Source organism: Psychrobacter urativorans, from assembly GCF_904846695.1.
Classification (GTDB): Bacteria; Pseudomonadota; Gammaproteobacteria; order Pseudomonadales; family Moraxellaceae; genus Psychrobacter; species Psychrobacter urativorans.
Genome location: NZ_CAJHBR010000008.1, coordinates 41,152 through 64,680, shown reverse-complemented (window position 1 = coordinate 64,680; position 23,529 = coordinate 41,152). Strand labels below are relative to the sequence as shown.

Annotated in this window: 23 protein-coding genes; 14 read left to right on the top strand and 9 right to left on the bottom strand. The window is 41.8% G+C overall.

Translation table 11 applies throughout. The features are described 5' to 3' along the window. Positions 1-25: 25 nt before the first annotated feature. On the bottom strand, positions 26-223 hold the full coding sequence (rpmI, locus tag JMY09_RS07260) for a 50S ribosomal protein L35 (RefSeq protein WP_201622931.1): 198 nt from the start codon (positions 221-223) through the stop codon (positions 26-28). A gap of 567 nt (positions 224-790) precedes the next feature. On the opposite strand from rpmI, the gene JMY09_RS07255 reads away from it, so the two are divergent. The 7 genes from JMY09_RS07255 (at position 791) to JMY09_RS07225 (ending at position 7,544) form a co-directional block, all read left to right on the top strand. Further along, positions 791-1,234 carry an acyl-CoA thioesterase family protein gene (locus JMY09_RS07255; RefSeq protein WP_201622930.1) on the top strand — a complete coding sequence of 148 codons (444 nt, stop codon included), beginning with the start codon at positions 791-793 and terminating at the stop codon, positions 1,232-1,234. An 87-nt stretch (positions 1,235-1,321) separates the two neighbouring features. After that, positions 1,322-2,233 (top strand): phosphoribosyl-AMP cyclohydrolase, encoded by a 912-nt coding sequence (hisI, locus tag JMY09_RS07250; protein WP_201622929.1) that lies wholly within the window; start codon positions 1,322-1,324, stop codon positions 2,231-2,233. Between the two features lie 237 nt (positions 2,234-2,470). Then, the gene (gene tatA, locus JMY09_RS07245) at positions 2,471-2,755 is read left to right on the top strand and encodes a Sec-independent protein translocase subunit TatA (protein WP_201622928.1); all 285 of its coding nucleotides are present in this window, start codon (positions 2,471-2,473) and stop codon (positions 2,753-2,755) included. Between the two features lie 58 nt (positions 2,756-2,813). After that, positions 2,814-3,575 carry a Sec-independent protein translocase protein TatB gene (tatB, locus tag JMY09_RS07240; RefSeq protein WP_201622972.1) on the top strand — a complete coding sequence of 254 codons (762 nt, stop codon included), beginning with the start codon at positions 2,814-2,816 and terminating at the stop codon, positions 3,573-3,575. A gap of 137 nt (positions 3,576-3,712) precedes the next feature. After that, positions 3,713-4,459 carry a twin-arginine translocase subunit TatC gene (tatC, locus tag JMY09_RS07235; protein WP_379606621.1) on the top strand — a complete coding sequence of 249 codons (747 nt, stop codon included), beginning with the start codon at positions 3,713-3,715 and terminating at the stop codon, positions 4,457-4,459. Positions 4,460-4,770: 311 nt separating this feature from the next. Next, positions 4,771-6,267, top strand: coding sequence for a UvrD-helicase domain-containing protein (locus tag JMY09_RS07230; protein WP_201622926.1), 1,497 nt, complete (start codon positions 4,771-4,773; stop codon positions 6,265-6,267). Positions 6,268-6,539: 272 nt separating this feature from the next. Further along, positions 6,540-7,544, top strand: coding sequence for a tRNA dihydrouridine synthase (locus tag JMY09_RS07225; RefSeq protein WP_201622925.1), 1,005 nt, complete (start codon positions 6,540-6,542; stop codon positions 7,542-7,544). 151 nt (positions 7,545-7,695) lie between these two features. Here JMY09_RS07225 and JMY09_RS07220 read toward each other — a convergent pair whose 3' ends face one another. Then, positions 7,696-8,121, bottom strand: coding sequence for an MAPEG family protein (locus tag JMY09_RS07220; RefSeq protein ID WP_201622924.1), 426 nt, complete (start codon positions 8,119-8,121; stop codon positions 7,696-7,698). A gap of 14 nt (positions 8,122-8,135) precedes the next feature. Continuing rightward, on the bottom strand, positions 8,136-8,549 hold the full coding sequence (locus JMY09_RS07215; protein WP_201622923.1) for an OsmC family protein: 414 nt from the start codon (positions 8,547-8,549) through the stop codon (positions 8,136-8,138). A 563-nt stretch (positions 8,550-9,112) separates the two neighbouring features. Between JMY09_RS07215 and JMY09_RS07210 the strand changes: the two genes are divergently transcribed. Beyond that, positions 9,113-9,634: an RNA pyrophosphohydrolase gene (locus tag JMY09_RS07210; protein ID WP_201622922.1), complete on the top strand. Its 522-nt coding sequence runs from the start codon at positions 9,113-9,115 to the stop codon at positions 9,632-9,634. 187 nt (positions 9,635-9,821) lie between these two features. Here JMY09_RS07210 and JMY09_RS07205 read toward each other — a convergent pair whose 3' ends face one another. Beyond that, complete coding sequence (locus tag JMY09_RS07205) at positions 9,822-10,691, bottom strand: NRDE family protein (RefSeq protein ID WP_201622921.1); 870 nt, start codon at positions 10,689-10,691, stop codon at positions 9,822-9,824. A 124-nt stretch (positions 10,692-10,815) separates the two neighbouring features. Further along, positions 10,816-12,486 carry a DUF4139 domain-containing protein gene (locus JMY09_RS07200; protein ID WP_227677219.1) on the bottom strand — a complete coding sequence of 557 codons (1,671 nt, stop codon included), beginning with the start codon at positions 12,484-12,486 and terminating at the stop codon, positions 10,816-10,818. Positions 12,487-12,629: 143 nt separating this feature from the next. Between JMY09_RS07200 and lgt the strand changes: the two genes are divergently transcribed. Continuing rightward, positions 12,630-13,514 carry a prolipoprotein diacylglyceryl transferase gene (lgt, locus tag JMY09_RS07195; protein WP_201622920.1) on the top strand — a complete coding sequence of 295 codons (885 nt, stop codon included), beginning with the start codon at positions 12,630-12,632 and terminating at the stop codon, positions 13,512-13,514. Positions 13,515-13,662: 148 nt separating this feature from the next. On the opposite strand, the gene JMY09_RS07190 is transcribed toward lgt, so the two are convergent. The 3 genes from JMY09_RS07190 to JMY09_RS07180 all read right to left on the bottom strand — a co-directional run bounded on the left by JMY09_RS07190 (position 13,663) and on the right by JMY09_RS07180 (position 15,936). Further along, positions 13,663-14,514: a thymidylate synthase gene (locus tag JMY09_RS07190; protein WP_201622919.1), complete on the bottom strand. Its 852-nt coding sequence runs from the start codon at positions 14,512-14,514 to the stop codon at positions 13,663-13,665. 137 nt (positions 14,515-14,651) lie between these two features. Further along, on the bottom strand, positions 14,652-14,870 hold the full coding sequence (locus tag JMY09_RS07185) for a recombinase family protein (RefSeq protein WP_201622918.1): 219 nt from the start codon (positions 14,868-14,870) through the stop codon (positions 14,652-14,654). A 178-nt stretch (positions 14,871-15,048) separates the two neighbouring features. Continuing rightward, entirely contained in the window at positions 15,049-15,936 is an 888-nt protein-coding gene (locus JMY09_RS07180; RefSeq protein ID WP_201622917.1) for a LysR family transcriptional regulator, read from the bottom strand. 270 nt (positions 15,937-16,206) lie between these two features. On the opposite strand from JMY09_RS07180, the gene JMY09_RS07175 reads away from it, so the two are divergent. The 4 genes from JMY09_RS07175 to JMY09_RS07160 all read left to right on the top strand — a co-directional run bounded on the left by JMY09_RS07175 (position 16,207) and on the right by JMY09_RS07160 (position 20,195). Further along, entirely contained in the window at positions 16,207-17,250 is a 1,044-nt protein-coding gene (locus JMY09_RS07175) for an alpha/beta hydrolase (RefSeq protein WP_227677218.1), read from the top strand. 109 nt (positions 17,251-17,359) lie between these two features. Continuing rightward, positions 17,360-18,541, top strand: coding sequence for an MFS transporter (locus tag JMY09_RS07170; RefSeq protein WP_201622915.1), 1,182 nt, complete (start codon positions 17,360-17,362; stop codon positions 18,539-18,541). Positions 18,542-18,746: 205 nt separating this feature from the next. After that, a complete protein-coding gene (locus JMY09_RS14530; RefSeq protein WP_227677217.1) occupies positions 18,747-19,082 on the top strand; it encodes a cyclophilin-like fold protein in 336 nt (111 codons plus the stop codon). Between the two features lie 540 nt (positions 19,083-19,622). After that, positions 19,623-20,195 carry a dihydrofolate reductase gene (locus JMY09_RS07160; RefSeq protein ID WP_201622913.1) on the top strand — a complete coding sequence of 191 codons (573 nt, stop codon included), beginning with the start codon at positions 19,623-19,625 and terminating at the stop codon, positions 20,193-20,195. Between the two features lie 72 nt (positions 20,196-20,267). Here the strand turns inward: JMY09_RS07160 and uvrC are convergent, their stop codons facing one another. After that, positions 20,268-22,097, bottom strand: a complete 1,830-nt coding sequence (gene uvrC, locus JMY09_RS07155; protein WP_373416600.1) for an excinuclease ABC subunit UvrC — start codon at positions 22,095-22,097, stop codon at positions 20,268-20,270. 692 nt (positions 22,098-22,789) lie between these two features. Between uvrC and JMY09_RS07150 the strand changes: the two genes are divergently transcribed. Then, on the top strand, positions 22,790-23,344 hold the full coding sequence (locus JMY09_RS07150) for a DUF4442 domain-containing protein (RefSeq protein ID WP_201622911.1): 555 nt from the start codon (positions 22,790-22,792) through the stop codon (positions 23,342-23,344). The last annotated feature ends 185 nt before the right edge of the window (positions 23,345-23,529 follow it).

Below are 23,529 nucleotides of genomic sequence, written 5' to 3'. Positions count from 1 at the left end.
CGTTGTTGTCAGATTGCAAAGTCAATTAGATGTATGGGCACATACGACGAACAGCTGCTTCGTCAGACTTGTCCACCATCTTAAGACCACGCAACTGGCGAATACGCTTAGCTGATTTCTTGGTCAAAATATGGCTCTTAAATGCTTGCTTGCGCTTAAAACCGTTCGCTGTTTTCTTGAAGCGTTTGGCGGCGCCACGTTTGGTTTTCATCTTCACTTTCATGATGATTTGCCTCTTTGTCTTAGTTAGAACCTGGTCGTCAAATAGCTATAGTTATTAACGTCAACTATTTGCCTCGAGGTGGGAGGCGCTATTTTAGCAGAAGCGTTACTATTTTGCCACTGCTAGTTTAATCATTATTAGCTGAGCCTAAGCTGTTTATTCACTCTAACCCATAGTAATCGTTACTCCTCTAATAAAATAAATATTACCCCACTAAAGTTGAGTTTATTTGTTATTCTATTACTGCAAAAATTTATGGATTATTTGCGGAAAAGTAGCTAATTCTACCGTTCATCATCAAAACTATTGCAACCATGCCTTTGCTATGGTTAAGTAAACTGTTATATTCATTATATTCACCATATAGAATGCAAAGTAGCAATACCTATTAATGTAGTGCTGCCTTACGGCCGTAAAACCCTTAATTAGTTCACTAGGAGTATTTATTTTTAATGTAATTATTGATCGCTTATGGCTGATAGGATTCATAGCTGACCGTATTTATAGCTATATCTTTACTTATCGGGCTATGAGAATGACTATACAGTTACCCTATAGGAGAAAACGATGATAGATGAAGTGTTAGATCTTGATGAACAGATATTCGTTTTTGAGACAGTCATGCGGGTGCGTAATACGGAGGTCGATATTGGTCAACATTTGACTTTAGAGGCGCTAACTGCCCTAATATCTGAAACTCGAGTGCGGTTTTTATACTCTAAAGGAATCAAAGAGATTGATGCCGATTATCAGGGCTTGATTGTTGATGACCTGCAATTGAATATTGTAAGCTTAGTACGAGCACGCGAAGAGCTATTATTTGAAATGGGCGTATCGTTATTGACTGGTGATGGTGGCAATATAACCACTAAAGTGACACGAATGTATGATGGTTCTACCATAGCAATAGCCCAACAGCACTTTGTAAATTATGACTATCGTTTTAACAAAGTTACCACCATTAATAACAGTATCAAACAAGCTCTAAATCAGCAATTACTTGATATTTAAGATCGCTTTCAGGGCATATTCACAGTATCATCGATATGAAAATAGCACCCTATTTGTTTTTTAGTTAATTTCTATAAGATGACCACTATGACTGACCCTACCCAGCCCTTACCTGCTTGGCTTACTGCTGTAAAATTCAATGACGACGGTTTGCTTCCTGCTATTGCGCAGGATCATCAATCAGGCCGCATTCTTATGATGGCTTGGATGAATGCTGAAGCCTTGCAGTTGACGGCACAGACTCAGACCGCGGTATATTTTTCTCGTTCGCGTGCCAAACTTTGGCATAAAGGCGAGACCTCCGGTCATACTCAACAAGTTCACGATATCCGTCTAGATTGTGATGCTGATGTTATTGTGCTCAGCGTCACTCAAATTGGCGGTATTGCTTGCCATACTGGTCGAGAGTCCTGCTTTTATCAGCGCTTAGATACTTCTGGAGCCAGCCCTCAATGGCAAGCAGTCGATGATATTTTAAAAGATCCTGCTGCCATATATGGCGCTGCACACAATGCTACTGAACAAAAAAATCTTGTTGACCATAGTATTGAGACAGAAGACACTAATAAAGTCCTAAGCTCTACCTCAACAGTAAATAGCGCAAATCGTGCTGACACTAATCAACCTAGCAATACTACTAGTGAGTCAATCCTACAGCAGCTTGATAAAGTGCTCAACGAGCGCAAACAAGCCGATGCTGATAGCTCTTATGTCGCCAGCTTATATGCACGCGGGCTGAATAAGATTCTAGAAAAAGTAGGTGAAGAAGCCATTGAAAGCATCATCGCTGCCAAAGATTTGGCCAATAGCAATGCGCTGACTGACAAAAACCAATATGATGCCGCACGGCATGAGCTTATCTACGAAGTAGCTGACGTTTGGTTTCATACTTTGGTAGCTTTGGCTTGGTTCGATATCGAGTCAGACGTAGTGTTAAGTGAGCTAGGACGACGCTTTGGTCTTTCAGGTATTGATGAAAAAGCCTCTCGTCAATCTTGAGCTATCAATAGCTAGCTATTGACAGCTCTAACAAAGTGACTAGGCTAAATAAAGTTGTTTTTACCTTTTCCATAGCAATAGCGTTATAATATAGCGCTATTGCCTAAAGTATTGTCTGCTGACAAGATTTTATTTTTAGTTAACGGCTATTGCATTTAATTGTGAAATTTAAACCGTGCTGATAGATGGCTTTGGACAAAAAAGATACTGATCTAGTCAAGAGATAAGGACAACGTTATGGGCAGTTTTTCCATTACACATTGGTTAATTCTATTAGTAGTAGTCGTAGTGATATTCGGTACTTCTAAGCTTAAAAATGCTGGCAAAGATTTAGGCGGTGCGGTAAAAGGCTTTAAAGAAGCAGTGAAAGATGAAGAGGCTGAAAATGCCAAAAAACATCGAGTGCTTGATCATGATGCTAGTTTGCATGCTGCAAATAACGATTTAAATAGACCGCTAGGTACTAAGGTTGATGATATCGAAATTAGCCCTGCTCCTGTCGATGATCAGCGCAAGGTATAACATAAGCAGTTTGCCACTGTCATTTTTAAACTGTTTTAGATAGTGATGTTTGACCATTATGTTTGATATCGGCTTTTCTGAATTATTCTTGTTTGGCGTAATCGCCTTAATTGTCTTGGGTCCTGAGAAGTTACCACAAGCTGCCCGTACTGCTGGGAAATGGTATGCCAAACTGCGTCGTACCATCTCTACTATCCAATCTGAAATAGAAGCCGAACTTGATCTGGCAGAGACTAGGCAACAGATGCAAGATGAGCTGGCTAACATCCGCAAGACCAAAGCCGATATGGACCGCGAAATGGCAGAGATGCGCGGTAGCATAAAAGCGTTCGAAAACTCACAGAATCATAGTCTCAAGTCGCAGCAAAGCCCAATGCCCTCTTCTGCAACTGATAGCACTCAACAGCCGTCTGGAAAAAATTTACCGGCAGAGTTTGCCTATGCTTACGAGAGCAGTGCAACTGATTCAATAGGGGATAAGTCAGCGCCAGCAATTGAGGGTGAGACAGTCACTAGTAATGCAACTGTAGCGAAGACTACTAAGCCACTGATAATTACTCGGCCATGGGAAAACATGTGGTTTCGCTTAGGCGATTATGACCGAGTAAGGCGTTTGCCAGCAGCGCCTTATCTACCCAACTATCAGGCTGATATGTTGTTATATACCGCTCCAGCAGTTTCTACTACCTTAAATAGCGTAATTAGCATAGATAGCGTAAATAGCTCGGTTCGCTTGGATAAACCAGATAGCTTGGATAACTTAAAGCAAGCAGATAGCTCAATGAATAATAGCGCTTTAGATAAACAGCAGGCGAATTAATGAGTTTATTTAAACGCAAAAAGACTCGCCAACAGAAAATATCAGCGGCAGAAGAGGCCACTATTGCTACTGAAAGCATTGAAAACAAAAATAGCTACGCTAGTGAGCCTGATGAGTTGTTAGATAGCTTAGGCGACATGCCTATTACCCAACATCTCATTGAGTTACGTGGTCATCTGATCAAGATATGCGTGGCAGTGTTAGTAATATTTTTGGCTTTAGTAGGGTTTTCACGCGAGCTGTATGACTTTTTGTCAGACCCGTTAGTTGCTCAGCTGCCTGCTAATTCGACGATGATTGCTACTGATATTACCTCTAACTTTATGGCACCGATTCGATTGACGATCTTTGTCGCTGCTTTTTTTGCTATGCCTTTTATCTTGTATCAAATATGGTCATTTGTAGCGCCTGGTTTATATAAGAAAGAAAAGAAGGTCGCCGTTCCAGTATTGTTATCTTCTATAGTGCTGTTCTACGCTGGGGTCGCCTTTGCCTACTTTATCGTGCTCAAGGGCGTACTGAAATTCTTTATTATGTTTGCTCCACAAAACGTCCTACCAATGACTGATATCGACAGCTATCTCAGCTTTGCGCTAAAGTTGTTTATGGTATTTGGCCTGACTTTTGAGATTCCAGTAGTGACCTTTTTATTGATATTGGTCGGTATAGTCTCCATTCAGAGCTTAGAGGATAAACGTCGTTATATCATCGTTGGTTGTTTTGGTGTAGCAGCAATAGTCACGCCGCCTGATGGCATATCAATGTTGATGTTAGCTATCCCTATGTGGTTATTGTTTGAGTTAGGCTTATTACTGGCTAAAATTTTAATTAAGAAAGATAACCAAAAACAGCTTAATACAGATTTAGAACAAGGTTCGAGCTAAGCACTTAGGACAGTTATTTTGATTGAGGATAAGTAAAAAACTAGTAACCGAAGCGTTGATTATTGCCTTACTTATCTAATGCCAATATCCTTTATACTGTTAATATTAATTGCGTTATAAATTCCAATATTTCAATATTTTTCAAATACTTATGGCTCTCATTATTTTATAACGCTTAGAGTTTTGATATTCGCTAACGTCTACGGGCCATCGTTTATACCTTGGCTTTTTTTAGCACTACTGCTTTTGTTGATTGTAGTTTTATTCATTTTTATAGTTCAATCTTTATCCTATTATCAGGTAACTTGTTTATGTCCGCATCTATGCCCGCTTATATGAGTAGTCCTACCGATGAGCAGCTAAATGCGCTCAATATGGCGATGGACCATAAGTCATTCAAAGTGGTGGCGTATGCCGGAGCTGGTAAAACCACTACCCTAAAACTAATTGGTGAGCGCTTACGTGGCCGCGGCTTATATTTAGCCTTTAATAAAGCCATCGCTAATGATGCCCGCTCCAAGTTTCCCGGTCATGTAGATTGTCGCACTTTTCATTCGCTGGCTTACCGTCACGTGCCACGAGATATTACCGCTAAGTTATCACTACCGAGATTTTCACCCAAACGCTTAGGGGATGATCTAGGCTTGCAGCCAGTACAAGTGCGTCGACAGATGGATGGGGTTAATAAATATATTACTTTAACACCAGCACGCTTGGCACGTTTTGTCAGTGATGCGGTAAGTGGTTTTTGTAGTACTCATGCCAGCTATCCGGCGCCAAGACATATCGAATTTCCTAAATGGCTCGATGATTCTGATGCCGAGCAACTGCGTGAGATGCTGTATCCTGCTGTTGAACAGCGTTGGTTGCAGTCCATAGACCCTCGCCATCCGGCGGGTATCGGTCATGATATTTATCTGAAATTATGGGCGCTATCTAAACCTAGCATTCCTGCTGACTTCATTTTGTTCGATGAAGCGCAAGATGCTGATCCACTAATGATGGGCATATTAACCCAGCAGTCGAAGCAAGTTATCTATGTCGGTGATGCGCATCAGCAGATTTATGAGTGGCGTGGTGCTGTTAATGCGATGAAAAAACTACCGCTACCGCAAACTTTATTGACTCAGTCTTTCCGTTTCGGCGATCCTATCGCTGAGATTGCTAATACTTTGCTAAAAGCATTGCAAGAAGACGTGCCGTTAGTGGGCAACCCTAATAAAAATTCCTCTACTGAAAAAGGGCTAGTACATAGCAAAAAAGATGCCATCCTCTGTCGTACGAATGCCGCAGCTATGTCACAGTTATTAACGGGATTAAAACTAGGTCATCGAGTAGCATTACAAGCGGATACTGAGCGCATGCTTAAGTTCTGCCAAGCTGCTGAAAATCTGAAGAATGGTAAGTCGGCTTATGGGGTTCCTGAGTTAGCATACTTTTATAATTGGTCAGATGTACAGGAATACTCTGAAACCAATGAAGGCAGTGACCTAAAGACTTTGGTCAAGCTAGTCGATGACCATGGCACCAAAGTATTGACGCAAGCCGTGAATAGTCTCACCCGTATCGAAAATGCTGACTATGTGATTTCAACCGCGCATAAAGCCAAAGGCTTAGAGTGGGGTCGTGTCCAGCTCGATGATGACTTTTATTATGATGTCACTACTAATGGTATTAAGATTAGCCCTGAGGAGTTACGCTTGCTTTATGTGGCTTGTACCCGCGCACAAAGCAATTTAGATATCCATAATATTCAACCGTTAATATCAGGTTTGCAGACAGGTAAAAAGGTGATTTATGGGTCTTAAGTTTGGTTGGATATATTCACAATTCTTTAAACTGAGCTTGATTGTTTGTAGGCTGGGTTTTTAACCCAGCATCTTAATTTTACAAAATATTGAAGCTGACTGAAAAACTTAGCCTACGCTAGCTATAGGACTTAATTCCGCTACACTTTAAAACTCTTAGCACGATAATGTTTAATCCAATAGCCACTACCTTTTAAAATATCAACTCAAACCAACATAGAAAAATACCGATAAGCTATCATGTATTTTTTAGACTATACCCTATGAGCTCAATGTCTTTTCAAAACAAATTCTTTGCCAGCCCTGTCCGCCTTCTCGCGCCAATGGACGGCTTGACTGACCCTCTAATGCGCCAAATTTTAACTCAAATTGCCGTGGATTTAGGCCGGCCTTATGATTGGTCAGTCAGTGAGTTTATACGAGTCACTCAGCACGTCTTGCCCGCTCATGTGTTTTATAAATATGTGCCAGAACTGCACCATGATGCCAAGACCGCATCGGGTACCCCTATTCATATCCAGCTACTCGGTAGCGAAGCCCAGCTAATGGCAGAAAATGCCGCTTATGCTTGTGAGCTTGGCGCGCCAGCTATCGATATTAATTTCGGCTGCCCTGCTAAGACGGTCAATAGCCATCGTGGTGGCTCAGTACTGTTAGATGAGCCTGAAGTGCTGTATCAGATTATTAGCGCTGTACGTCAGGCCGTTCCTGCCAATATACCCGTTTCTGCCAAGATACGATTGGGCTATACCGATACTAGTAGAATGGATGATATCCAAGCAGCTATCGCTGCTAGTGGTGCCAATTGGCTGACTATTCATGCCCGAACTAAAACCCAAGGCTATAAGCCACCCGCTTATTGGGATAAGATTCAAGCCTTTAACTCGTTGGACATTCCGGTGATTGCTAACGGTGAGATTTGGAATGCGGAGCAAGCGCAGGCTTGTATGCAACAGTCGGGAACTAAGCACTTGATGTTAGGTCGCGGCGCTGTTACTCGTCCAGATTTAATTGCAGAAGTACGGAAGCTCGACTTAGAACTACCACAAACTGACTCGATGAGTACCCCTGAACTATCATGGCAAACCTTGATCACTCATCAAATCAAATTTTTGCAAGGTACGGCCAAAAGCGATGTAGTATTAGTCGGTCGCTATAAGCAATGGTTAGGTATGCTGACTAAAGACTATAGCGAAGCGCAGCCTTTATGGAATGCTTTAAAACGTGAAAAAAATAAAGCAGCTATTATCATAGCGCTAGAAGCTACCTCGCTATAATAATAACTGCTGATAACAATAATAACTGCTGATAATAGATGCCATAGCTATACAACTTAGACTGTCTTAGGCTAGCCTATGGCAAACTTACTTAGAAAAGCTGATTTTGAGTAGATATCTTGAACTAAGTTTATGCTGTTTAGCTTTACTATTAAGCACTAATTCTAATCGCTAAGTAAAATAGCATGACACAACATGCCATCGATAACAGCCAAAGTATCGAGCGAAACATTGGCAAATTAGTGATATAAGCCACGCAATAACCAATGCGGATAAGCACGTAAAGCCAAGCTAAAATGTTGATGATTGATTGAGGCACGAAGAATAGCATAGCTGCTAATACTGCCACCAAAAATACTGGCAGGGTCTCATAACTGTTCTTTTGGGCCGCATTAGCACGTGCTGCTGCGCCTGTAGTCTGTTGTAAAAAATCACGTGGATGGGCATTATCAGCTAAATTAAAGCCGCCGAACACTTTAGCCATCATCGCCAAACTTACTGGTAGCAAACTCGCTACTATCATCGCCCATAATGCCGATGCTGCAGTATCAGAAATTAACCCAAAAAGTAAATTCATCAGTGTCTCTACCCCTAACCTGCAACAACTTCAAAATCATGAGTGATTTCAACACCGCCTTGTACCAACATGCGACTAGCAGAACAGTATTTTTCGGCAGAAAGTTTAATGGCTCTTTCTACTTGTTTGTCCGCTATATCTGTACCTGTTACTACAAAGTGCATATGAATAGCAGTATAAACAGCTGGAACTGTTTCGGCACGTTGAGCGCTTAGCTCACAGCGTACATCTTTAACCTCTTGACGGCTCTTTTGCAAAATGGAGACTACATCATAACTAGCACAGCCTCCAAGGCCGAGCAAAATCAGCTCCATTGGGCTTGCGCCTTTTTCTTTATCAGCATCTATCTGCACTTCGTGTCCAGAAGGCGCTACACCCATAAATTCTTTGTCTTGTTGCCAAGTTACGCTTGCCTTTAACTCTGCCATTATCCAATATCCTTGTCATAAAATGCTGATTACACCAATCAAAGCTTGGTGCTGAATTTATTATCGATTATTAAAACTTAACTGATTAAAAATCAGTTATTAAAAATTAATAGTTAAAATTAGATAACATCAGTTTAGCACAGGATAATGCTGCTTTTTATAGAGTAATTGTCATCTACTGCCTATCCATTATTTACTAGTAGTTGAGCCTTTTTAACTTCAGCTACCTCTCATTAATAAGTAGCTAATCGGTTTGCATCAGTAATGCAAAATACTATTACTTAGCTGAAATTTATTATCCATTTAAACACCGATAAACTCTGGTTTTGAGTCATAGAAATAGTATGTAATATCCCCTATAGCGTAGACAATGGGGCATGTTAATTTCATGAAACATTTTATAGCAAAATATTATTACACATTTAGGCTATTTCTTGGTTTAATGACAGTAATGAAACTCATTTTTGTTAGATATCGATGGTAGCCAACGAATAATAATTATGGTCACTATCACTATATCGCATTGAAATGAGCTGTTTTTAGACAAATTAAAAGGGTTAGTCATGATAGATGCAGACGGCTTTCGCGCCAATGTCGGTATCATCTTGGCAAATACACAAGGGCAAGTACTATGGGCAAAACGTATTGGTCATAACGCTTGGCAGTTTCCACAAGGTGGTATTGACCATGGGGAAACGCCAATGGATGCGATGTATCGCGAACTCTGGGAAGAGGTCGGTTTACATCCGCGGCACGTAGACTTATTAGCAGTTACGCAAGATTGGTTGCGTTATCGTTTACCCAAGCGCTATGTGCGCCATGGACAATATCCTTTGTGTATCGGGCAAAAACAGAAATGGTTTTTGCTACGCTTAGATGAGCCAAATACTCAACACATCCGCTTTGATGAAGGAAAACCTGAATTTGACCATTGGCAATGGGTCAGCTACTGGTATCCACTCGGACAAGTGATTCACTTTAAACGCGGAGTATATCGTCGCGCTTTACAGGAGCTAGTACGTGAGCTGCCGCTAAAGCAAGAGTTGATTATTCCAGACCAGAACAATCATCTGTTAATGGAATAAACAGATAATAACCCTGGTCATAAAACATAAATGCCTGTATCAAATTCTAAATCATCTAGAACTTGATACAGGCATTTTTGTGCTTGATAGATAAACATATTTACTTTAGTGATTAGTTATTAATATATTAGTACTTATTAGCTATCACTATGTATCAGCCCTGCAGTACTCATTGCTATCCCTACTGCTAACTCTCCACATGCGCTAACTCACGACTGATAAGCTGAATCTTAAAATCTGCCCTTCGATTGGCTAGTTCTATTGGCCTAACAGCATCGTATTTATTATACAAAGTTAAGATGCTTTGCGTACGAGTCCCATATAGCGGCATCGGAGCGTCTAAATCAGTCATAGTTGCCGGCTCAATATAAATAGAAGACAACGCTTGTTCTATAGTAGGAGCAATACCTGTATCTGGCAGTTCGTGCGCTGGGGCTGGCACGGAATCAGACAATATCTCAAAGGCCGCTGCTTGCCAGTAGTCAGCCGCACTATCCTCAGCTATTAACGGCAGCACTTCTTGGCGTAACCTAGCGCGTAGCCGTTCTGTCTTAAACCAACGCTCTTCTGGCTGACCATTAGATAACACATGCAGTCCTGCATGCAAAGCTGTAGGCGCATGACCACGATTATTGACGATGATCGCTTGCTTAGCATCGCCAATCAGCAAATTAAAGCCTGCGTAGTCCTGTAAGTTAATCTGCCGTGCAAAAGCCATCGGGGTCAGATCACTAGTCAAAAATTCAGTCACTAACTCACCACGTGACCGCTCATCAGTAGTTGCTTGTATCCCATCACGGAAGTTCAATACAGCGGCCCAACGACCATTGTGCTGATAAAGTGCTGACCCCTCAGCATCGTTACTTTTATGCTGTTGCAGCTGCTGATGGATACCTAACCAAGTACCACCACTTTGACGATCACGACCGGCATAGATTGGCTGATCTAGCCACTGATGTAGCGGCTCAGTTGGGCGCTGCAAAAACTCATCACGGTTAGATAATAATACTAGGGGCAGCTGATCAAATAACTGCCAAGCAATAGCGACTATGCACATGACTATCCTTATTTCTGTTGCCACAGTGGCTGATTTTCATAACTGCCAGTTTTAATGAGTAGCAGCTTTAATAACTAGCATTGTTAATAGCTAGCACTCATAGCACTCATAGCAATCACTAGCTTTAATAGTTACCAGACAATACTTTATTAGCAGGATAGCTGAGCTGATAAGTAGACTGAATCACTTGTGATTGTTTGCTCGGTAGTTCGAACTCCCAAGCAACTATGCCTTTATTATCATTCCAGTCACGCTCGGTAACAGGTGGCGTATGAGTCACGGCAACTTTTAGACTGTCATCACGACTGATAGGCTCGCTACCTAATACCTGCAAGCGCATAGAGCGAGTATGCTGGTTAGTAAACTGATAAGCTTGTTTCTTAGTAAAGGTTTGGGTACGATTAAACGCCCCTTTATCGCCTTGCTTATCCTCGTCAGCTAACTGCTTAACGATAGTATTAGGGTCAATACCAAAGCCAATACCCTGCTCTTTTAGCAGCTGATAGCTGTAACGTGACTGACCAACGTAATTGTCATCACGGTATAACTGTAATGATCCATCAACCCAAGCTGGGGTCAAAAACGGCGCTGATGCATACCAGTATCCTGCCATCTCTTGGCTTGGGGTACTACGAATCCACAGCTTACTGCTACCTGACTGCTCATCAATCAAAGTACGCACCCGTCTACCATCGCTTGGAATACTAATGCGCTGCGGTAGCTTATACTCGATAATACCGTTTTTATTTTCACTGCTCACCGTAAAGTTCGGCAGCGCTGCCCCTGCGACTTTTGCAGAACGCTCATAACTCGCATCTACCATTACGATAGAAGGCTCCATCATCGGTGGGACACTTACGACGCCGTCTTTATTTTCTTCATATAAGGATAGTCGTGGCACATTGGGCAGTTGGCCAGTAGTGTTCTGATTAGGATTGACAGAGCTCAAAGTCAAAGGCACGTTTATCCAGTTCTCTCCCGTTTGCTGGGCAATAATAGCAGAGGCAATAATGCTGAGCTGCTTACTCTCTGTGTTAAGCCGTGCCTGATAGGTTGGCTCCCAACCTGCACCACGCACTTGATAATGCAGCTTGACTGAGCTGGGGCTGCGACTAGCCGTACGTACGCTGACTTGGGTAACATTATCACGAGTCGAGGTAGTGCTGCCCGCCATCAGCTGATTTAGCTCATCTTGTGCACGCACTTGGCGCTGCTGAATATCTAAGATTCTTTTATTAATAGCTGCAGCTTGTGCTTCTATATCACGAGTATTATTAGTCAGCGTACCTTCTATAGTTATTTGCGTAACTTTAGTCAGATTTTGCAAGTAGGCTTTGGCTAACTGTGCGGCCTCTAGTTCAGCTTTAATCGTCGCTAAGCTCTGCTGTCCAACTTGTACTTTTGCATCGCCTTGATACTGACACTGCGCCGCCTGCTCACCACTTAATTCCTCGATACTCACTTCACCGATGTTGACATTGCCCAAGGCCTGAACACTCAAACTTTCTTTATCAATATAAGGCGATAAACAAGAAAAAACTAAAGTCTGTTCACCACTACCAGTGATAGGTAGGGCCCGAGTTACGCTAGCCAAACCTTGATAAATAGTGACTTGTTCTACGCTACTCGCAGCCGCTTGTACACTAGGGCTAATCATAGTTAATGCAGCGGTAGTAACTAGTGATAAGGGCAGCCATTTATTGCTGGCCATTCCCAGGCTAGCGTTGGCTACTAGCTGTGGATTTGCAGTGACAGATACTAGTGAAGTCATTGACTTTGATGAGTGCGCTTGCATAATAATCCCTTAGTAGTCAGTACGCTTTTTTCTATACTATCGCTTTTCTAAACCCTTTGCCATCCATTGCATGCTAATGATGTCCGTGAGCGTAAAATTTGTTATGATAGTCAGCATTTTATTATCCATATTATGATGCCCTTATGATGATTCACCCACAGTATGATCCTGTAGCTCTATCCATGGGCCCAGTAGCCGTACATTGGTATGGCCTGATGTATTTATTGGCTTTTGCCGCCGCTTATGGTCTCGCCTGGTATCGCAGTACTAAACGTGATAACTGGTCGAACGATATGGTATCTGACTTAGTGTTTTTTGGTGCACTAGGGGTAATATTGGGTGGCCGTGTTGGTTACGTATTGTTTTATCAGTTTGGCGAATTATTACAGAACCCAGCTTACTTATTTAAAGTTTGGGAAGGTGGCATGTCTTTCCATGGTGGCCTGATTGGCGTTGGCCTTGGCATGCTATATTTTGCCCGTAAATATAAAAAGACGCCTTTTCAAGTACTGGACTTTATCATTCCTTGTGTGCCCACAGGACTGTTGTTCGGACGCATCGGCAACTATATAAATGGTGAGCTGTGGGGACGAGTATCTGATGGGGGCTATAACTGGCTTACTTTTTTTCCACAAGCCGCTCAAGCTGATATTACTTTACTGCAAACCAATCCTACGCTACAAGCTTTAGTTACTGAAGTAAACGGACAATCCCTATTGCCGCGCCATCCTTCACAGCTCTATGAAGCGCTTGCTGAAGGCTTGCTGCTGTTCTTATTCTTATGGTGGTATTCATCGAAGCCACGCCCACGTATGGCGGTTACTGGCGTATTTATGCTAGGTTATGGCTTGAGCCGCTTTATCATTGAATTCTTCCGTCAACCAGATATGGATCAAGGTTTTATCTTATTAGGTTGGATGACTAAAGGGCAAATACTCAGCGCTCCAATGATCCTCATTGGTATCTTCTTGATAGCTTATGCTTATAAGCGTGGTATTTATGATTGGGGTAAACAAGCGGCTTATTAAGGGCTTTGCGCAAGCAAGCATCAAGTAGCTTCTATAAAAGTTAGTAAGGGGTTAAGAGCAGAAAATCTAGCAAAGACTATTTTTCCTGCTCAGCCTATAAGTTATCTTTTCAGTGTTTTCAATTCATCTTTTGATTACAGCTATCTGCTTATACAGAAAATGGATACGCAATGGGCTCATGGTATTGGTAGTCGGTAACTTTGAAATCATCCAATGTGACCCAAGTTTCGATATCTTCAAGAGTTTTAATCTCAGGGTTGATATGCAGCTTAGCTGCGGGGTAAGGTTGGCGTTTTAATTGCACATCGCGCATTAACTCTAACTGATCTGCATAAATATGTGCATTTACTATCTTATGATAAGCACTTCCTGCTTCATGGCCGGTAATTTGAGCCATTAAAGCTAATAAGGTAAAAACTTGGATCTGATTAAAGTTTTGACCTAATGGCACATCACATGAACGTTGCGAGGACGTTAAATACAGCTTTCCTCCTAGCAATGAAAACGTGTGAGTATGCATACAAGGACGCAAACATCCCATCTCAAACTCACCTGGATTATAGAAAGTTAGAATTTCACCTCGGTCATCAATCCCGTTGCGCAGATTGTCGTAAATCTTACGAAGCTGATCGAACTCCTCCCCTACTGAGTTACACCAACGGCGTCCCTGTACACCATAGACTCGGCCCATATCATCCTCACCTTTACGATAAGGATTGGCTAACCAAGCTTCATTATCATTAGCATTGGCATTCCAAGTATTACAGCCAATCGCCCGAAACTGAGCGGCATTATCATATCCACGTATATACCCCAACAGCTCTGCGATAGCTGCTTTCCAATAACTTTTGCGAGTAGTTACTAAAGGGAACTCATTAGCTCCTACATCATATTGCAAATCAGCATTAATAACGGTTAAACAACGCTTTCCAGTTCGTTCATTTTCAACCCATACACCTTCATCGATTATGCGTTGACACAAATCTAGATATTGTTTCATTCAATCACCTTAGTTAGACTAAACTTCTTTCTCATCAGGCTGTGTTTCTATTGCCATGCGGTCACGGCACATTTTACCTGACAAGTTCTTAAGTATTATAAAGTTTGAGACTTGATTGTACAAACCTGTGGGTGAAATCAGCGATCTATCTGCTCAACTAGTATCACATCGCCTGCATGATCTTCATCAATCAGCTGCATTAACTGGGGTCGCACCAAAGTAGCTCCTGATAAGTTTTCAACATAGCAGGTGGCAATTTTGTAGTCACTATCTTTGGCAAATGCTATGAGTTCGCTTTTGGCACGCTTAGCATTTTGTTCTTTGGTAGACGCTCGTAGATACGCTCTGATAAACATAAACACCTAAAATAGTCTGTTATAAGTGGTTCCATTATAGCAGTCTGTTTTAAGTAGTCTGTTAATAGGTTTATAGCGTAAAATAGATGGTTCCCTTGGGGTATACCCAATCTAGGCAAAAAATAAATGTACTGCTCATTTCTACAGGAAAACTTCATACTAAGGGCTCGAATAACTATTATTTGAGCTTCAAAGCATCAATGACGGCTCGTAGCGCAGGTGACACATTGTGATGCGGATAATATAAATGAAAACCGCTAAAGGTATGACTGAACTCTCTCAATATATGAATAAGCTTGCCGTTTTTTAGCTCATTTTTAATCATATCGATAGGCACATAACCAATACCCAGTCCTCGTTTTGCAGCATCAATCACTGAATAATCAGTCGAAAACACCCATTGTCCTTGCGTCTTTAATTTATATGGCTGCCCATCAACCATAAAGTCCCAGTGATACATGCCGCCACTCATAAATCGATAGCCCAAACAATTATGATCGTTTAAATCCATTGGGGTTTTAGGAAGGCCAAACTCATTGAAGTAGTCTGGCGAACCGACCACAGCAATCTCCTCATCATAATCGATACGTACTGATATCATGCCTTCAGTAACTAAGCTACCAAAGCGAACGCCGGCATCAAATTGTGTGCTGACAATATCCGACAACGCAGTATCGCTTATCAATTCCAATTCAATATCAGGATATAGCTGTTTGAATTTGGCCAGCTTTGGTAACAGCACTTTATCAATAGCATACTGACCAGCACTGATGCGCACCAACCCTGCAGGCGTTTCGCGTAAATGCTTGAGTCCATCCAACTTCCTATCTAACGAGCCAAAACTCTGCTCAGCGGTCACAAATAACTGCTCACCTGCCTGTGTCAAAGACAAGCTACGTGTGGTTCTCGTGAATAACTGTAGACCTAAGCGCTGCTCTAATAACTTGATAGAGCGGCTCAGTGCGGATTGTGATATCCCAAGTTTGACAGCGGCCTTAGTAAAACTGCTTTCTTGAGCAACCAATAAGAAAGCATGCAGCTCATTATAATTCTCTTGTTGTCGCATATTCAGAACCTGAGTGAATAAATAAAAGTTAAAAAATGGGTATTATCACTAGAATCGTAGAAGTATAAGATAATCTCATGACTTCAAAGAATATATTTTAAAAAACTTTGTCTTGTTTAGAACACGGCTATTCCCTCTCACATATGATAAGTAATCATCAGATACGTGATTATTTATTATCAAAAAGGAAGTCCAATGACCTTACCATCAATGTTAAAAAAGTTTAGCTTGGGATTACTTGTCAGCTCAACCATTCTTGGAGCGAATCATATGGCACATGCAGCCACATCTACCGTCCCACTCGTACAAAAATGGGATAAAACCTTTACTAAAAGTGACAGCGTCACACATCAAAAAGTAACGTTCAAAAACCGTTATGGCATTACGCTTGCCGCAGATCTTTATATACCAAAAAATTATAAGGGTAAAAAGCTGGCAGCATTGGCTGTTGGTGGGCCTTTTGGCGCTGTGAAAGAACAGTCATCAGGATTATATGCCCAAAAAATGGCAGAACAGGGCTTTGTCACTATTGCCTTTGACCCTTCGTATACGGGCGAAAGCAGCGGTCAGCTTAGAAATGTAGCCTCACCAGATATCAATACTGAAGATTTTAGTGCGGCAATAGATTACTTAGGATTACGTCCTGAAGTTGATAGAAATCGGATTGGCATTATTGGTATCTGTGGCTGGGGCGGCATGGGACTGAATGCGGCGGCGATGGATACACGCATCAAAGCGGTCGCCACGACCAGCATGTACGATATGAGCCGTGCGATGGGACATGGGGTAGGTGACGGTAATGATCGCTATGATGCGGACGATCGTCAAGCGGTATTAAAACACCTCAATCAACAACGCTGGGTAGACGCAGAAAAAGGCCAACCTGCGACAGCCAATCATGACCTCTATGTGGACGATAACGGTAAAGTGACCACGGCGGATCGTATTTTGCCTAAAGCGTTAGATAGCAATCCAAACCCTGTACAAAAAGAGTTTTTTGATTACTACCGCACGGCTCGGGGTTTTCATAAAAACTCAGTTAATTCCAGTGGAGCATGGACGGCGACGACTCCTTTATCATTTATGAATATGCCACTGCTGAGCTACATCGACGAGATATCTCCGCGTCCTATTCTAATCATTGCTGGTGAGGATGCCCACTCGCTTTATTTTAGTCAAGATGCTTATCAAAAAGCCAAACAACCAAAAGAGCTACTCATTTTACCAAATACGAACCATGTCGATTTATACGACCGCATGGATAAAATTCCCTTTGACAAGTTAACAGACTTTTTTAACAAAAATTTGAAATAAAAAGCAAGATAGTGAGTTATAAAGACAACCGGCTACGTGGTAGCCAGTTTTTGGTTTGGTTTAAAATCCGTTTTTTTAATAGAGTCTCAATACAATATCGAGAGTGTGTATGTTAAGCACCAAAGAAGTAGACAAGAATATAGAACAGCCCGCTTACTGGAGTGGGGTCTTTGCCATGACCTTATGCGTTTTTGCATTGATTGCATCAGAGTTTATGCCGGTGAGTCTACTCACGCCGATCGCAGTAGATCTTAAAATCAGTGAAGGGATGGTGGGTCAAGGTATTGCCATTTCAGGTGCTTTTGCGGTTATCACAAGTTTGACGGTCTCTCGTGTAGCAGGTAGCATGAATCGTAAAACGCTATTGTTGCTTTTAACCGCCATTATGGCTATATCAGGAGCCATTGTTGCGCTTGCGCAAAATTATATGGTTTACATGATAGGCCGAGCTTTGCTTGGGATGGTTATCGGCGGTTTTTGGTCAATGTCGGCGGCGATGGCAATGCGTTTAGTACCCAGCTCAGATGTACCTCGTGCAATGGCCATTTTTAACAGTGGCAACGCCTTGGCAATGGTCATTGCTGCCCCTTTAGGGAGTTATCTTGGCTCAATCATTGGTTGGCGCGGCGCTTTTCTTTGTCTGGTTCCTGTCGCCATACTGGCATTTATTTGGCAGTGGATCAGTTTACCTTCCATGCAAGTCACCATAGATCAAACAGAAAAACCTCCCTCTATTTTGGGGTTGCTCCGTAATCCTGTCGTGATGATTGGTATGTTGGCAGTCAGTTTGTTTTTTATGGGGCAGTTCTCGCTTTTTACTTATATAAGACCTTTTCTAGAGACCGTTACCCAAGTTGGTATTTCTACCTTGTCATTGATTTTGCTTGGCATTGGCGTGATGGGTTTTATTGGCACGTGTGTGATTACCATTTTCTTGGAGCGGCGTTTTTATGCAACTTTGATTGTGATTCCTATTCTCATGGCGGCAATTGCAGCGACGCTGATATTTTTTGGTACATCGACCATGATTGTGGCTGTATTGCTCGGCATGTGGGGGTTTTTAGGAACAGCAGCACCCGTTGGGTGGTGGGCTTGGCTTGCTCGAACGCTACCAGAAAATGCAGAAGCAGGTGGTGGATTAATGGTAGCGGTAGTTCAGCTGGCTATTGCTTCGGGTTCAACATTGGGTGGTGTACTTTTTGATCATAGCGGTTATCAAGCAACGTTTGTGTTTAGTGCAATTATTTTAGTGATTTCTGCGTTCTTAACATCGCGATTGGCCATAAGGTAACTGCTTTAAGGGAGTTTGACAGATGAATGTGAATAACCGCATGATGATCATGATGGCAATTGGTGTCATGTCAGCATTAAGCGCTTGTGCTGACTATCAAAATGGTACATCAAACTCACCCGTTGTGCATCAAGACGTGACACAAAACACAAGCCACAATAATACGGTGCAACCGATATCAGAAAAGGAACAATTGAGGATGTGGATGAAGGTTAACGGACATCGTTTTGAAGTGACGTTTGAAGACAATGCGACTGCGAACGCTTTTGCGGCACAATTACCCTTAACGTTAAATATGGAAGACTTGCACAGTAACGAGAAGCATACCCAGTTACCAAATGCAGTGCCAACGAATGCCAGTCGTGCAAATACCATTCATAATGGTGACATCATGTTATATGGCTCATCAACGTTAGTGGTATTTTATAAGAATTTCTCCTCATCATATTCTTATACGCGTATTGGTAGAGTGAACCAGCCTGATAAATTAGCCGATATATTTGGGCAAGATAATGTGCAAATTGCATTTAGTCGTGACTGACGCTGATTGATACCAATCATCCTACAATCGAAGGTTTAAATTCTCACTATGTTGGCGCTCCTTGTTCCCATAACAGTGATTATGTTAAAAAGAAATTCGCTGAATATATTATTGAAGATAACCTACAGCTAAAACAGAAGATAAAGCAGTCTTAAGAGACGTGATTTCAATTTATAGATTCGTTGATTGATAGGGTTTTAGGGTAACTTCTAAGCTAGGATTAAGTGTTTTTACGTGTATTGATAAAACATAACATATCTTGCTTATGTCGTTGAGCATTGATTACTACTAATCCCAATGTTAGACCACTAAAATATTGCCTATAGAGATCCTAACAATGCCATTTAACCGTGCCAGCTACGCTGTGAGCTAGCAAGATACTACTATCGATAATTATTAGTCATATGCCGTTATTAAGCCTGAATTAATAATAACAGTATAAACGCTACTTATAACTACTATTTTTGCTAGTGTCTATGCTAGTATTTATACCATGCTGTTTTTACTAAGCCATTTTTTATTAATGATCAAGGATATTCCATGAGTTATGCCAATACCCAAGTGGCCCAAATCGCCGCTATTAGTAACAATCGTTGTATCGGTAAAGGCAATGATTTACCTTGGCATATCTCAGCCGATTTGCAGCATTTTAAACAGCTAACTACTGCAGAAACCGTCAATGCCATAAAAGGCATCGTTATTATGGGTCGCAAAACTTTTGAATCTATGGGCAGCAAGCCTTTACCTAAGCGGGTTAGCTTTATTATTACTAGCCAGCTAGATTATGCCCAGCAACAAGGCTTAGAGGGCAAAGACAACGCTTACGTAGTGCATAACTTAGATGATGCTTTGACCCAAGCTGCCAGTCTAGCGCATGGTGCACATTTAGAGACTATTTGGGTTATCGGTGGTGAAAAAGTATTTAGCGACGCCTTACTCTATACCGATCGCATTGAGCTGACTCATGTTGATACTGAAATTGAGGCTGGTGATGCTTTTTATCCTCAGCTACCTAGTGACTTCACTGTAGCGCAGCAGTCTGAGCAAATGCATGATGACAAAAGCAGTTTAGACTTTAAATTTGTGACTTACCAAAGAAAAGCCACTAATTAATAGTGGCTTATTGGCTATCGCCATCAGGTTTTGCATCAGTGGTTTATGTCAATCAAGCCACTGATTTGTAGATTACTCATGCAACACTTTATAGACGGTCTTGGCTAGTATTGGCCCTATACCTTGCACCCCTGCCAGCTCTTGCTGCGAGGCACCTAGTAACTGCTGTAAACCACCGAAATGATTGAGTAAGTCACGGCGACGCTTCTCCCCTAGCCCAGGGATCACTTCTAATACTGACGATGAGCGACGCTTGTCACGCTTTTTACGATGGGCAGTAATCGCAAATCTATGCGCTTCATCGCGAATATGCATCAGTAAATGCAGCGCTTTGCTATCCATAGGCAAGTCGAGCGGCTCGTGATCTAAGAAATGCAGCACTTCTAGCCCTGCTTTACGCCCCTCACCTTTGGCAACGCCAATTAATAGAGTGTCACCCAAGATATTGAGTTCTACCAATACCTCTTTGGCCATACTTAACTGACCTTTGCCACCATCGATCAACAGTAAATCTGGCAACGGCTGCTTTTTATAGCGGCGGGTCAGTACTTGCTTCATCGCCGCATAATCATCACCGCCAACGATATCATGAATGGCATACTGCCGATAGTCACGACGCCTTGAGCCCCCTTGGTCAAACACTACGCAGCTACCAATAGTCGCCTCACCCATAGTGTGCGAAATATCGAAGCATTCGATACGATCGATCACTCGATCACTTACTGAGGCTAGTACATCCTTCAACGCGCCAAAGCGAGCATGCAGCTCTAAATAATCACCCAGCTTAGTCTTCAAAGCATTATTGGTATTGAGCGTTGCTAAATCTAACCATTCAGCACGGTGCTCACGTACGCTGTTTTTTATTACCACTTTACTACCGAAATGGGTTGCCAAGGCTTCAGCGACAGCACTTTGATCCGGTAACTTGTGGCTTAAAATAATCTCGCCCGGCAAATCATCGGTTACTTGGAAATAAAACGACATTATAAAAGCTGATAGATTATCTTCTAGTGGCAGACTACTATCTACATCAGGGAAGTAGTTCTTACCACCAAGTACTCGCCCGCCACGTACGGTGAGCACATTCACTGTGGTCATACCCGCTTGGCTGGCAATGGCGATCACATCTGCCTCACCTTCTATAGTATAAACTGCTTGTCGCGCCTGCACTTCGCGTAGCATCGATAGCTGATCTCGATAAAAAACCGCTTTTTCAAAATCCAGCTCTTCAGCCGCACCTTCCATCTTTTCAATCAAGGCACTATGAATATCGCTAGAATCGCCTTTAAGAAAGCGAATAGTATTATTCACATCCTCGATATAATCCTCAGGGGTCACTAAACCCACGCAAGGGGCACGGCAACGCTTGATCTGATACTCTAAACAGGGGCGCTTACGTTGTTTGAAAAAGCTATTAGTACACTGGCGCATCTGAAACATTTTTTGCATTAGCACTAAAGTTTCTTTAGCCGCATGTGCCGAAGGAAATGGCCCAAAAAACTTACCCTTTTGATGATTGCCTTTGCCACGACCATAAGCCAAGCGTGGATAAGGTTTATCGGCAGAAATAAACACATAGAGATAAGATTTATCGTCACGCAACATAACGTTATAAGGCGGACGATGCTCCTTAATCAGATTTTGCTCAAGCAATAGCGCTTCAGTCTCGCTCCGAGTAATAATGGTTTCGATATTATGAATACGAGCCACTAGCGCACGAGTTTTTGGATGATCAATGGTCTTAGCGAAGTAGCTATTAACCCGACTTTTCAGCGATTTAGCCTTGCCTACATAGAGAATATCACCATTTTTGCCCAGCATTTTATAGACCCCTGGCAAGTTTGGCAGGCGTTTAATAAGATGCTTTAGACGAGCTTGCTTATCCTCTTTATCGATGGCTATCTTTTTATTATCGATATGCTTTTCATCGTCAACAACGCTTGATTTTGAATCAGTGACCATAGTGAACTGTACTCTCAGAAAATGCTGTAATGCATTTATTTATGGGGCAATTCTACTGTTATTGCAACAACGCATCAGGGTAAAGCGGTAGCAAAACCACATTAAAGCGACATTACAACTATAAGTCCATCTATAACTATAAAGATCTTAACCTTAAATAATAGTAAGCTCACTATACGAGATACTAATACCTTATGCCAAAGTAAGTGGGCAAGTAAGTGATCAAGTAAAGATAGGTTTGACTGGTTTTGAATGCGCATCTAGTACCTATAAAATCCAGATGCAGCAGTAGTTAATAACTTATAGCCTACTTTTTCTAATACAAAATCTTAGTTTAGCCCTAAAGGGCGCACAAAAGTAGCAGCAATAGTGCCGACCGTTACTACTTTACCAGTAGTTGCTGCCATCTTCACCGCAATAGTATCTACATACCCAAAAACGATAACCCCGAAATGCTAAGGTGATACGCTAGCGCTTGGCTTGCATCAGCGCTCATTCATGCTTAAGATAAGCATTGCTTTAATTACCCTTTAAGACTGGCTAGTGCTGCTATTTTTAACTATTATGGTTATCTTTTGCGCAGCTAAAGCTTAGATAACCGCTATAATTATAAAAAACAACAGGACAACCCTATGAACCTATTACCAAAGAATTTTGAGTCGTTCAAGCGTAAGACTAAAAAAAACATTATGCCGCTGTTGTCACCTCATTTGCTTAAATTGCGTATTAATACTTATGCGCCTTATGTTGGTGCCGGTATTAAAGTTGAGCATGTCAATCTTGATCATGGCTTATGCGTAGTTAGCATGGGGCTCAATGCGATGAATAAAAATATCGTTGGCACCCAGTTTGGCGGTAGCCTGTATTCGATGGTTGATCCTTTTTATATGACTATGTTGATGCACCAGCTTGGTAGTAGCTATGTGGTTTGGGACAAAAGCTCACATATTGAGTTTATCGCCCCTGGCAAAACTAGAGTCACCGCACGTATGAAGATCCCTAATGATGAGATAGCCACTATCCGTGACCTAGCAGAGCAGGGTGAAGCGGTATTTCGTGACTATAAGACCGACATCGTCGATGATCAACAAAAAATTATCGCTACTGTGACTAAAACGGTCTATATTCGTCTGCGTAAACACAGCAAATCTAAAAACCAGAGCAGTCCAGTAGATACTGTTGATTAAGTGACTAATAGATTAGCAGCTTGACTAATATTAAAGTCTATAGATACAAAAACCCCAATCTGGCATCAGCAAGATTGGGGTTTTGTCTTTTTTGGTACGCCTACTTATTAATATGATAAACCTATGAATAAGGGCTTGTAGCGAGCACTAAGTCTACTGATTTACTTCAACCTATCCATCAATGA